Source organism: Roseibacillus persicicus, from assembly GCF_014651675.1.
In the GTDB taxonomy this organism is placed as follows: Bacteria; Verrucomicrobiota; Verrucomicrobiia; order Verrucomicrobiales; family Akkermansiaceae; genus Roseibacillus; species Roseibacillus persicicus.
This window is the reverse complement of record NZ_BMXI01000026.1, coordinates 1-11725: the sequence shown is the minus strand read 5'-3', so window position 1 is coordinate 11725 and position 11725 is coordinate 1. Positions and strand designations below refer to the sequence as shown.

The following is an 11725-nucleotide window of genomic DNA, read 5'->3' as shown; positions in this document are numbered from 1 at the left end:
GGGGCGCGAAGCTAGTCACGAGGACGGCACACGTCAATCTCTTTTCAGCTTAATTTCGACATTTCGTGCCCCCTGACTGAGGAACACTTTTCCACGGTCCGTTTCACACCCCATTCTACGCGGAAAACTCTCCGTTTATTCCTGTCGAAGTGCGGGCTCGAATTTTCGAAAAGACTTCCTCAGGCTGGCTTTTCCAACGCCGTGCTACGCCAGATTTACAATTTTACCCTCATTCCCCTCGCAATTGGGGCCTCTCCGTTCTGGATTTTGAAGACGAAACGGCGTGGAGGGCTATCAAAACGTCTTTGGGAGAAGCTTGGACGCTATCATGAGGTTGATTTGACCTCGATGGAGGGCACGCATCCCATCTATGTGCATGCCGCCAGCGTCGGTGAGGCCAATATCGCCCGCAAGCTGATCGCCCGTTGGTCGAGTCTGCACCCAGAGGAGCGCTTTTTATTGGGGATCGGGACCTCTACTGGCTTTGATTTGGCGAAACAGTCTCCGCCCGCCAATACGGAGGTGATTTACGCTCCCTTGGATCTATCCCCTGTCGTGAAGAGCTTCTTCGCGTCGTTTCAACCCAAGCTCGTGGTTTTGATTGAGCACGAGGTATGGCCCAACATGGTTCATTATGCCTGTGAACAAGGTATCCCGATAGGTTTGGCCAATGCCCGCTTGTCGGTTCGTTCGGGAAAACGCCTTGAAAGGCTGCGGCCTTTCGCCGGCAGGATGTATGATCGGTTGTCTTGGGTGGGCGCGCAGTCGCCAGAGGATTGCCCCCGACTCGAGGCAATTGGTATCCGGCCGGAGTCGCTGGAGGTCTCAGGGTCAGTGAAGTTCGATCCGGCTTTCGATACACCCTCGGCATGCTCTTTGAAACCCACTGAATTGTTAGACTCTCTAGGGGAAGGTCCGATTCTGATGGCTCTTTCCACTCACCCCGGCGAAGAGATCCTCTTTGCCAATGCCGCTTCGCAGGTTCAGGGTGCGCGCCTGGTGATTATTCCCCGACACATGGAGCGAAGGAATGAGATTCAGGATGAACTCAAGGGCGCAGGCTTCGAGACGGTTCTTCGTTCTACTATAGATCTAGTAGATAGCTCTTCATTTCGAGGTATGATTATGGTCGTAGACACCACCGGCGAGATGCCTGCCTTTACGAAAGAGGCTCAAGTGGTTTTCGTTGGAAAAACCATTCTCGCCAAGGGAGGGCAGAACCCATGTGAAGCAATCTCAGCAAAGGTGCCTGTGGTGGCTGGGCCTTGGTTTGGGAATTTCGAGCCTCTCGCCACACAACTCCGCTCGAATGAAGGTCTGTGGACGGTAGAGGATGAGCAGACCATGGCGAAGGCTTTGCAAGAGCTCTCCGATGATCAGGAAAAAGCACAAAAGCAGGCCGCGAATGCTCTTTCGACTTTGGAAGCCCACCGGGGCGCGACGGATCGCACGGTAGAAGCACTGGCGAAGTTGGTCGAACCGGAGTAGGCTTACCCCATGATCCGGGCGCTTCTCGTTCTCCCTTTCCTGAGTCTTATAGGTGGCTGCAATCCCAACCGCGAGAGCGTGACGCTCGGAGAACCCGCGAACCGGGCTTTGCGGACGGCCGAGTTGGCCGACGATGCCAATCGGCGGCTCAAGACCCTCGAACACCAGACGCCGCTCACCAGTAATTCCCTTTTCACCAGATATCAAAAGCGGTCGGTATCGCAGTGGAACTCAGGCTGGACCCGTCGGATCGACTTTACCGGAGTTTCGTGGAGCCATCGCCAGGCAGGGACGGCGGTTACTCCTCGCCACCTTGTTTTTGCCGCGCACTATCCTTTAAAGGTTGGAACATCGCTGACCTTTCACGATCGAGCGGGGATGGTCGTTAGCCGGAAGATTGAGAAACTCGTCTCATTTCGTAATCGGAAAGAAGGATTGCGGGCTGATGTTGCGGTCGCTCTCTTGGACCGAGCCCTTCCGCCCTCGATAAAGACCTATCGTCTCCTCCCACCCAGAGAGGACTATTCACACACCTTGCCAGGGTGCCCGGTACTAGTCACTGAACAAGGACGGCGGGTCTTTCTTCATCAGGTGCGTTCCGTATCCAAGAATTCGATCTCGTTCACCAAGAACGCGGACTACCCGGAGAAACTCTACAAAGGTTTGATCACCGGAGACTCTGGAAACCCGAGTTTCCTCCTCGTGGGTGGAGAACCAGTATTAATTGAGACCCATACCGGTGGAGGGCCTGGTTCCGGGCCTTTCTATTCTGGAACGGAACTTTTCCGCGAACTGGAAAGGACCATTGCAGAACTTGACCCAAGCTATCGCCTCAAAACAGTCCCGTTGGACCCTCAGGTTGCACCCGCGCCTCCCAAAAAGACTCCTGAATCACTTCCGAGAAAAACTCCCACCGTAACGAGGGTTCCCCAAAGCCCAACAAGTAAGCCCTCGACGGTGAACCCCGAACCAAACAAGCCGCGATTGCCCCGTGTGCGTCGAGTTCCTCCTCCCAACGGTTCCGAATAATTTCGGCGAAGCTACTTCCAGGAAACTGCGACTTCGACAGGAACCGCAGAGCCGTCGTCAATCTTAACGTGGCCATGCTCGACCCCGTATTCGTAGACGCATTTGGTGACCTTCACATCCACGGCACAGTACTCCGCGATGTCGATGAGTGGCTTGTTTTCGCCTGTCTTCAAATATTCCTGCCACCACTTGAGGGCGTCAACGCCAGAGGCGCTTTTTCCGATACCCAAAGAGCCCGCGGCGACGGCATCCAATTTCCAACGTCGACCCGTGATTTCCTGCAGGTCGAGCATGGTATCCAGATTAACGGTTTGCTCGCGTAGCTCGAGCACGGTGTATTTCTGAAGCACCGGGTAGTCGAACTCCATGTGGTTGTGCCCCACCACCAGGTCGGCTTTGCGCAGCTGGGTGACGAGGGCGTCCATCTCATCCTCGCCATAGACAAAGTATTTCCCGGCCTTTGTCGAGTAAGTCACTGCGACGGAGACGCCCATCTTGGACTTGTCGCCCTTGACGTCATTGAAGCTCCGTTGGGTCTCGAGGTCGAAATAGACGATGTCGCGCACCTCAATAGGCTGGGCTGTCGAGGGGTGTGGTGGCAAGCCACCTTTGTGGCCTAGCGCGATTGCATCTCCTGGAGAGGTGCCAATGCCTGATCGAGGTCCCGATGAAATTCTTCTCGCTCCTGAGGAGACATATTCTCGTAGCTGAGAGTAAACATCGATCCCGCGTTCACTAGCAGAGCTAAGAGCAATCCCAAGCCAAAGGCAGTCCATCTGGGAGTGGAATCGTGTGTGCGAACCAAGCGAATACCGGCTGCGGTGTCCCACATGACGATGCGCTTCTTTACCGCGAACCAGAGGGCGACAAGATGGCAAACTTCACGGAGAAAGACTTGCCCGAAGCCCATTCCAAGAATCATCACCCGCATTGTCCTTAGGAAAGATGCACCGGGTGAAAGTTTGTTCCCCTCCGGACCTCGAACCTTGAGACCTACAAGCCACTTGCCGGGAGTGGTGCCCCAGTAGTGCAGGGCAACAGTCTCCAAAAAGAGCCAGGGAAGAATGAAAACGAAGGCGAAATAGGGATTCTCCCACAGTGCCAACAAGTCGAGGTCCAGACCCAAAACGAGCAGGAAAAAGATCATGAGGTAGACCAAATAATCGAACCAACGCCCACCAAATCGACGCCAAAGATGAAGCTCCGCCGGGACTGGCGGGGGGGTGACGGTTTGATGGTCCTCCTGCTCCAGCTTCTCCAGATACTCTCCAACATTCTCGTCGGTAACGACTTGAGGAGTGAACTCATTGGCGAAGAGTTCCACTTCCCCGATGGGAGTCCATTCATCCAAGTCGGAATACCAGACCTTTTGGTCCTTCTCGACCTCGCCCGCACGAATCCGTGACCGTAGCTCAAAATCGAGGATGGGCCCATCCTTCTCCCCTTCTTTACTCAGCCAGAATTCCATAAATCAGCGCCTCTAAAGATTTCGTAGCGAGCGTGCGGCGTCGTTGCGGGCCGCCTTGATCGCAGGGAGGAGGGCAGCCAAGCCACAGAGAAACCATGCCGCGAGAGCCACCCCGACCATGAAGCCAGGCAAAATCTTAGCCGGCAGTTCGGAAAAGCCCTGAAAATCCGAGTCGAAAGGATCGAAGCCCAGTTTCGCGAGAAACTTCTGAATCGAAAGGCGTTGCCAAATGATCAGAAGGGCCAGGCCCACTCCTCCGATTCCGCCGAAAAACCCCACGACCAAGCCTTGCCACACGAACACCCATGAGATCTGCGAGCCAGTCGCGCCCAGGGCTTTCATCACCCCGATTTCCTGCTTCTTCTGAATCGCGAAGGTATACATCACCGCCATGATGGAAAAGGTTGAGATGAGGCCGATTAGGGAGAGAGAAAGGGTCAACATCACTCGTTCCGTTCGGAGAACAGAGAACTGTGCCACATGACGATCCATCCAAGTGGCAGTGACATATTCCATCCCCAGGGTGTCCTCGATGCGCCGGGCCGCTCCCATGGCATGATAGGGATCCTCCAGACGAACGGCGACCGCTTGCACACCCTCAACCAACCCGGTCAATTCCTGGCCGATGGGAAGTGGAATGAACATCTGTGGACCCGGGGTGCGCTGGGAATCTCCGTAGACCCCCCAGACCTTGAGCTTTTTCGGAAGAACGATTTCCTGCAGATTTTTCAAAGAAGCGGCATCGGCAGCTTCGGTATCGAGGTTCTCGATTGCGGCCAGCGAATCATCAACAGTTTTCCAAACCTCATCTGGCACCGGGTAGGCGTCACCGGCCTCGTTGCGGTCCACGGAACCGAGTGCCATCAGGGCTTGATTGATGGCTTCCACCTCCGCTTCCCGCGCTTCCTGCTGTATCAGGCTCTCAATGGCTTGATAATATTGCTGGAGCTCGGCCAGTGGAACTTCCCCTGCCCCCGTCCGCTCAGTGGTCATTCCGCGCAGGCGGGTGAGTTCATCAGCGAGCCTCACCTTGAGTGGCTCGACACTGGTTCGTTCAAACGCATCTTTGACAACGTCAAAGTTGCGTGAGGCATACACTTCGATGGTGTCCCCGACATTAAGAAAAAGATCCTTCGCCAGTTGGCGGGAGATGACGGTGTATTCATCCATGCCAATATCAGCCCGGCTGCCTGGATAGCCTTCTTGATCCAAAAGGTTTTCGAGGGCTTCGATCTGCCCTTTGTCTTCGGTGTCAATGGCGCGGAAAGCAACCGGCTTGCGATAACCGGGCGCATCGACAAGGACGATATCCTGAATGAGGGCATAGCTTCCCGTCACTCCCTCAATTTCGTTGAGCTGCTCCCGCAGCCCCTCCCAGTCGCCGACAAATCCATTGATTTCCTGAACCTCGACATGGGGAGCAAATCCGAGGAGCAGCTTTTTGACATCACGTTCGAAACCGGCATGAACCGAAAGAACCACGATCAGAACCGCGACACCCAGCATCACTCCGATCAAGGAGATCAGGGTGATGGCCGAGACGTGTGATCGGGCGGGATTGAGATAGCGGCCCGCGAGAAGTCGACTGAAATTCATTTTAAGGACAAGCGAGACCGTTCCCGTCTTTTGGCTAAAGCGCAACCTTTAAGAGTGGGTGTTCGACGGGAGGACTCGCGAACAAACAAGAATCAGACCGGGTTCGGTCCAGTTTCGCGGTTTGGATGCTTTGTGACTTCAATTTTACTCTTCCGGTATTCGGCAGCTGATGGCCCTCCCGCTGGATGGTTAGCGCAAAAGTGGTTCGAACTTCAGGGTTCGGGAAAATGTTTCCCAATTGCGGATTCGAGCTCAGGTTCGATCGGGATTGAGAATGAGATCAAAAAAAGCCACCGCCCAACAACGCTTTGGCGTACTGAGCGGTGGCTGAAAAGATTGAGCGGATCTTATTCCGCCATCTCGGCTTTCACCTTTTCCTCGATCTCGAGGTAAAGAGCCTCGTCTTCTTTCAAAGCTTTCTTGGTGCCGTCCCGACCTTGGCCCAATTGGTTACCATCGTAGCTGAACCAGCTTCCACGCTTCTGGACGATGCCAAACTCGAGCGCGAGATCGAGAAGAGAGCCGACGGAGGAAATACCCTCGTTATACATAATGTCGAACTCAGCTTCAGTGAAAGGAGGAGCGACCTTGTTCTTCACCATTTTGATCTTCGTCCGGCTACCCGACACCACGCCATCGGTTCCCTTAATCTGTCCGATACGACGGATATCGACTCGGACCGAGGCGAAGAACTTGAGAGCGCGGCCACCTGGAGTGGTTTCGGGGCTACCAAACATCACGCCGATTTTCTCACGGATTTGGTTCGTGAAGATGCAAACGGTGCGGGCTTTGGAGATATTTGCCGTCAATTTCCGCATGGCGGAACTCATGAGACGTGCCTGAGCACCCACAGTCGCATCCCCGATTTCGCCATCCAATTCCTGACGAGTGACGAGAGCGGCGACGGAGTCCAGCACGACCACATCCAGCGCATTGGAGCGCACCAGAGTTTCGCAAATCTGCAAGGCCTCTTCTCCAGAAGAAGGTTGTGAAATGAGAAGGTCATCGGTGTTCACCCCGAGCTTGCGTGCATAGGAAGGGTCCAAGGCGTGCTCCACATCGATGAAAGCAGCCAATCCGCCCGCCTTCTGCGCTTGGGCAATGGCAGTGAGAGTCAGAGTCGTCTTACCAGAACTTTCCGGCCCGAAGACCTCGATAATCCGGCCACGTGGGAATCCTCCCACTCCAAGAGCGCGGTCGATGAGGAGGTTGCCAGTGGGAATCGCGTCGACATCCATGCGGGTGTCGTCCCCCAGACGCATGATGGCAGCCTCGCCAAAGTCTTTCTGAATCTGGGTGATCGCCAGATCGAGGTTCTTGGCGCGGGCTTGCATCAATTTTTCATCAATCGCGTTCGCGCGGTCAACTTTGGCTTTATTGGGCTTCTCGGACATTTTTGATTTTTCTTCTGTAGCGGTGACCATGGCGATTCTTTTCGAGTTCGCCAGAGGTTTTAGCGTCCTCTCGACAATTGGTCAAGAGAAAACTGTTCAAACGAAACCTTGTTCAGAAAAGCTATTCCTTCTCGGCAGCTTCAGCTTCCTCAACAACACTGGGCTCTGGCGCTTCGACAGGCAGCTCAGCCTCGGCTTCCTTCTCCATCTCTTCCCGCATCTTGAGGTGTTCAGTGATGCTTTTCTTGATTTCGTCGAGGTTCCGGGAAAATTCAGATTCCGGAGCAAATCCCGCCATTTCGTCCAGCTGCGCAAAGGCCTTCTTGGTATCGCCTTGCTCCACGTAGACCATGACTTTTCCCATCAGGACGTGCTGGCGCTTTTCTCCCTGCGGATCATGTTTTGCGAGGAAGTCGTCAACATTCGTAATCACGGCATCGAAGTCACCGGCAGACAAGTTCTGCTCCACACTGTCTTCGAACTCAGCCATTGCTTTCGCTGTCTCCAACTCCGCGAGCAAGCCGGTCTCGTCTTTGGGATCGAGCTTTTTGAGCTCCGCAAACTCTTCGCGGTAGCTTTCCTCGATTTCACGACCGGGAATGGTCTTTAAGAAGCCGGCGAGCGCGTCTTTGCGGGCATCACCCTCTGCTCCCTTCAGCGCATTGTAGGGCTTGCTGAGCTCTGCAAGATGCTTGAGATAGGCCTCGGGGCCACCCTCCTGATAACCCGTCCGGGCAAAGGGGCGTCCTTTGGCATCGAACAGAATCACGCTGGGAAAGCCTTCGATTCCAATCTTCTCGGCAAGGGCCTCGTTCTTTCCCCGTTGCTCCGGGGTGATCAGCGTCTCGTCCTGGGGAAAGTCCAGTTCGACCAATACATATTCTTCCGCCACCGGCTCAAAGGCTTCCTGACTGAAGACTTCTTTATCCAACTGGATACACCAGTGACACCAGTCGGAGCCGGTGAAATCAACCAGGAGAGTCTTGCCCGTTTCCGCAGCCTGCTTCTTGCCAGCCTCAAAGTCGGTCAACCAAGTGAGCTCTGCCTGCGTGGAGGTGACGAGTGCTCCAAAATATCCGATTGCCGCCAAGAATTTGTTCTTCATTACTGCGATAGAACGAAGCTTACGCGGCATTTAGTCAAATTCAAACAGCGGCCGGCGCATTTATTCTTCGGCCGCTTGGCGAAGCTTCTCCGCGCTCTTTCGCATCTCTTCCGCTCGCTGGCGGAGGTCGCTTACATTTTTCTCAATTTCCTCGATGGCGACTTGGGTGGCTGGCTTTTCCGCAGGTGCTTCTTCTTTGCTTCCAGCTTGATTTTCTTTTCGCTTCTCCCCCATCTCGCGAGCAGCCGCTTCCGCACGATGAGCCTCCTCATGCTTTGCGCGGGCAGCCTCCAAGTCGGCCTTTGCCTGAGCGAGTGCGGTTTCCGCGGCCCCGAGCTCGGCATGGACTTTCTCCAATTCCATCAGGGTCTGCTTGTGGCGTGCGCTGGTGGGCTTAATCGCCTCGGTCTTCGCAGTTCCGGCCTCATCCTTCTTCTCTCCGACGAGAGAGCCTTCTTCCTTCGGCTTCACCGGGACCACGGGCTTGGGCTTGTCGGCCGCTGCGAGGGCTGCTTCCGCCCGCTTTTTTAAGCTCAGTGCTTGCTTGCCGATTGGAGAGTCGGGATCGATTTCCGCGAGGGCTTCGGCAGTTTTCACCGCCGGGCCAAAGGTGCGGAGCTCCATCTGAGAATAAAATTTGAAAGTCAGGCCCATTTGGCGCTCACCCTGACTCAAGTTGTCGTGAGCTAAAAACTCGTCACACAAGGCGACGGCATCGCTGTAACGGCGCTGACCCATCAGGGTCTTCAGCTCGAGCTGCATCTTTTCGACACGCTCCTTCGATACAACATCCCGAACCAGAGGTGATTTGTCCTTCGACACTTTGCGAAGTTGGTTGAACTCCTCGAGGTAGAGTTGGGCAATGGAGGTCTGGGGAACTGCGCCCAGCAGCTTTTCCAAGGCCTGCTTCCGGGCCTCATCGTCATCCGCGTTCTCAAACTCGGCCCGGGCCTCATCCCGGGTGGCCTTGTTCGCGCTCTGATCCGCAATCGCCGCAAGGTAATCGGCCGTCACCCAATTGCGATGATAGCGGACCTCACCATAGGGATGGCCGGTGCTATCGGCGGTGACGAGAACCGGATATCCCCGCACCCCGAATTGCGCTCGCACGGGCTCATTGCGCTCCGAGAGCTTGGGCTTCAACTGGGGAAAATCGAGTTCAACGAGAACAAACTTCGCCGACGCACCTTTGATAAACTCCTCCTTGGAAAGGACCGTCTCCTTTAGGATTTTACATTGGTCGCACCAGTCCGACCCCATGAAGGTGATCAGGAGGTCCTTCTGGGTCTCGCCTGCCTGCTGCAATCCCGCTTCATAAGTGTCTATCCAAGTGGGTTCCTGCGCCGAGACCACCAGAGGAGACAGAGCGGAAACGGCGCCCATGAGAGGAATGAAAAATCGCATGGCGACACTAGTAAGCGCGCGGCCAGAAGCTGGCAAGTGCGCAGAGGCCTAAGAACCGGGCTTTCCACCACGACAATCCCGCACGCCCTCAACAATCGCAGGAATTTTTTCGAATCTCGTCCATCCTATCGGACCAAGACCATCAAGATGAAGTTCCTCAAAATCGCACTCACCTCCCTCCTCCTTATGACTCCAGCCCTCACTGCGGAAACGCAAGAACCCACCCGCCCCAAAGTCATCTTCTTCGACGTCAACGAGACCCTCCTCGACCTCGAAACCATGCGCGAGTCCGTCGGCAAAGCTCTCGGTGGCAAAGACGAACTCCTCCCGCTCTGGTTCTCCACCATGCTGCACTACTCCCTCGTCGATACCGTCACCGAGCGTTATCATCACTTCGGCGATATCGGAGTGGCCGCTCTCATGATGGTCGCCAAGAACAATGACATCGAACTCACTGAGGAGGAAGCCCGCGAGGCCATTGTCACCCCCTTGCGCAGTCTGCCCGCTCACCCCGATGTCAAGGAAGGGCTGAAGTCTATCAAGGAACAAGGCTTCCGCATCATCAGCTTCACCAACTCTTCCAACAAAGGGGTGAAAACCCAGTTTGAGAACGCCGGTCTCATCGAATTCTTCGACGAGCGCCTCAGCATTGAGGATGAGAAAATCTACAAACCTGCCCTCGCTTCCTACGAGTGGGCTCTCAAGCAAGCGGGCGTCAAACCCGAGGAAGCGATGATGGTCGCCGCTCACGGCTGGGACATCGCCGGCGTGAAGGCGGCTGGCATGACCGGAGTCTTCGTCACCCGCCCCGGCAAGACCACCTATCCCCTCGCCATCCCCGCCGACAAAGAAGTCGCCACCATCACCGAGTTGGCCGAGTGGCTTAAGACGCTGAAGTAGAATCAACGAAGCGGGCGACGCGGAGTGCCCCTCTCCGCCGTCCCTGCCAACGCGTCGATTGGACGGGAGTTCTCCCTCTGCAGGCGCGGATGCTTTCCCCAGTCGAAGGGATACTTCTCCCGCATGACCTCCTCCACCGCCTCCCGGCGAAAGGCCATCGTCGTGACCCCATCGAACACGACCTCTTCCAGCGCGGTTTCGAAGTTGTCGAGAGTGGGCCGTCTTTCCTCGCGTGACCAACCATCCCGCCACTCACCGTCTGCAAAGTGAATCGTCGTCAGGTCCACGCCGCCAACATCATTGGTAAAAATTGACTCGCACCCGACGGGACGGATTTTCATCAGGGTCCGCGGATCTTGCGGATGATTTTCGATAAACTCGTAGAGCCTTCCTTCGAGCTCCAAGTGACGGGTGAGGTCATTCTCAAAACCTCTGTGGTAGCTGGCTACACGCTCAGCAGGCGGGCACTTCTCCCAAATCCTGCGAAGCTTCGGAAAATCGTGAGGATGAACGGTGAGATCGATGTCATCGTCCCAAGGCAGAAAACCACCGCTTGTATAGTAGCCCGTAAGATTCGCCGCATGCATGGAATAACGGATCCCTTCTCTCTTCGCAAAACGATGAAAGGCATCCAAGGTCTCTAACAAACACTCCTGCACCGCCGCGAGCTCCTGCGAAAAAACGGGCAAACTCTGATGACAACTGTAGACCCCAGCGACTGGCATCTCGTAACCCTTGTAAATGAGACTGGGGATTCTTTCTTCCTCTTCCAAAAAAGCCTGATTCTGCGGCGCCATCACGAGCTCGGAGGCAGGATGATTCCGTTGGCAATACTCGAGATCCACCGCAACCCAATAGCGGGCGGGTGGGGTGTGGGGAATCATGAGAGACAAATAACCGCCCGAGACCTGCAATGGGTGGAGAGTTTCGGTTAGAAAATCACGAGCCCAGAACCGCTCCTCGCGCCCGGAGCTCTTCCGCTCCGCAAGCACCCGCAGCAACAGCTCGCGCACCTCCAGCCGCTGGTTCGTTCCCCAGCCATGGGACTGGAGCGCGCAGTAGCTCTCCGGGCTAGCGCTCCAAGTATCCAGGACCCGCCAGGTCGAGACCCCGGCAGAAGCAAGGAGACTGGTCCGCTTCACATCATCGACCGCATACCAGAAGCGGTCCCACTCGGTAAAGGTCGTGCCCCCTACCCTTTCCTCCGCAAGGGCCAGCAACGGGGCCAGCTCTCTGAGGTGCAACTGATTTCTGGACCAGTTTGAGGGTTAGTTTTGGTTGAAGAGAGTTTCGAATTTGGAGGGTGATTGGTATCCTAGAGAAGAGTGCTTTCGACGCGTG

10 protein-coding genes are annotated in these 11725 nt (G+C 55.5%); 3 read left to right on the top strand and 7 right to left on the bottom strand.

The window, feature by feature from the left end:
• The first annotated feature begins 201 nt into the window (after positions 1 to 201).
• Positions 202 to 1488 (top strand): 3-deoxy-D-manno-octulosonic acid transferase, encoded by a 1287-nt coding sequence (locus IE099_RS20150; RefSeq protein ID WP_189574490.1) that lies wholly within the window; start codon positions 202 to 204, stop codon positions 1486 to 1488.
• Positions 1489 to 1497: 9 nt separating this feature from the next.
• Complete coding sequence (locus IE099_RS20145; RefSeq protein WP_189574487.1) at positions 1498 to 2517, top strand: hypothetical protein; 1020 nt, start codon at positions 1498 to 1500, stop codon at positions 2515 to 2517.
• Positions 2518 to 2528: 11 nt separating this feature from the next.
• On the opposite strand, the gene IE099_RS20140 is transcribed toward IE099_RS20145, so the two are convergent.
• The 6 genes from IE099_RS20140 to IE099_RS20115 form a co-directional block, all read right to left on the bottom strand.
• On the bottom strand, positions 2529 to 3119 hold the full coding sequence (locus tag IE099_RS20140) for a ribonuclease H-like domain-containing protein (RefSeq protein ID WP_229809615.1): 591 nt from the start codon (positions 3117 to 3119) through the stop codon (positions 2529 to 2531).
• Positions 3120 to 3133: 14 nt separating this feature from the next.
• Complete coding sequence (locus IE099_RS20135; protein ID WP_189574483.1) at positions 3134 to 3985, bottom strand: RDD family protein; 852 nt, start codon at positions 3983 to 3985, stop codon at positions 3134 to 3136.
• Positions 3986 to 3997: 12 nt separating this feature from the next.
• Positions 3998 to 5581 (bottom strand): FtsX-like permease family protein, encoded by a 1584-nt coding sequence (locus IE099_RS20130; RefSeq protein WP_189574480.1) that lies wholly within the window; start codon positions 5579 to 5581, stop codon positions 3998 to 4000.
• 347 nt (positions 5582 to 5928) lie between these two features.
• Positions 5929 to 6915, bottom strand: coding sequence for a recombinase RecA (recA, locus tag IE099_RS20125; RefSeq protein WP_229809616.1), 987 nt, complete (start codon positions 6913 to 6915; stop codon positions 5929 to 5931).
• A 181-nt stretch (positions 6916 to 7096) separates the two neighbouring features.
• The gene (locus tag IE099_RS20120; protein ID WP_189574474.1) at positions 7097 to 8080 is read right to left on the bottom strand and encodes a thioredoxin family protein; all 984 of its coding nucleotides are present in this window, start codon (positions 8078 to 8080) and stop codon (positions 7097 to 7099) included.
• 60 nt (positions 8081 to 8140) lie between these two features.
• Positions 8141 to 9484 (bottom strand): thioredoxin family protein, encoded by a 1344-nt coding sequence (locus IE099_RS20115; RefSeq protein ID WP_189574471.1) that lies wholly within the window; start codon positions 9482 to 9484, stop codon positions 8141 to 8143.
• 186 nt (positions 9485 to 9670) lie between these two features.
• On the opposite strand from IE099_RS20115, the gene IE099_RS20110 reads away from it, so the two are divergent.
• Positions 9671 to 10384 carry a haloacid dehalogenase type II gene (locus tag IE099_RS20110; RefSeq protein WP_345778134.1) on the top strand — a complete coding sequence of 238 codons (714 nt, stop codon included), beginning with the start codon at positions 9671 to 9673 and terminating at the stop codon, positions 10382 to 10384.
• Between the two features lie 2 nt (positions 10385 to 10386).
• Here IE099_RS20110 and IE099_RS20105 read toward each other — a convergent pair whose 3' ends face one another.
• Positions 10387 to 11628, bottom strand: coding sequence for a LicD family protein (locus IE099_RS20105; RefSeq protein WP_189574463.1), 1242 nt, complete (start codon positions 11626 to 11628; stop codon positions 10387 to 10389).
• Positions 11629 to 11725: the final 97 nt, after the last annotated feature.

What these genes read in the sequence shown, in the direction of transcription:
- IE099_RS20145 (WP_189574487.1), top strand. Translation starts at nt 1,498, where the DNA reads ATGATCCGGGCGCTTCTCGTTCTCCCTTTCCTGAGTCTTATAGGTGGC.
- IE099_RS20135 (WP_189574483.1), bottom strand. Translation starts at nt 3,985, where the DNA reads ATGGAATTCTGGCTGAGTAAAGAAGGGGAGAAGGATGGGCCCATCCTC.
- IE099_RS20130 (WP_189574480.1), bottom strand. Translation starts at nt 5,581, where the DNA reads ATGAATTTCAGTCGACTTCTCGCGGGCCGCTATCTCAATCCCGCCCGA.
- recA (WP_229809616.1), bottom strand. Translation starts at nt 6,915, where the DNA reads ATGCAAGCCCGCGCCAAGAACCTCGATCTGGCGATCACCCAGATTCAG.
- IE099_RS20120 (WP_189574474.1), bottom strand. Translation starts at nt 8,080, where the DNA reads ATGAAGAACAAATTCTTGGCGGCAATCGGATATTTTGGAGCACTCGTC.
- IE099_RS20115 (WP_189574471.1), bottom strand. Translation starts at nt 9,484, where the DNA reads ATGCGATTTTTCATTCCTCTCATGGGCGCCGTTTCCGCTCTGTCTCCT.
- IE099_RS20110 (WP_345778134.1), top strand. Translation starts at nt 9,671, where the DNA reads ATGACTCCAGCCCTCACTGCGGAAACGCAAGAACCCACCCGCCCCAAA.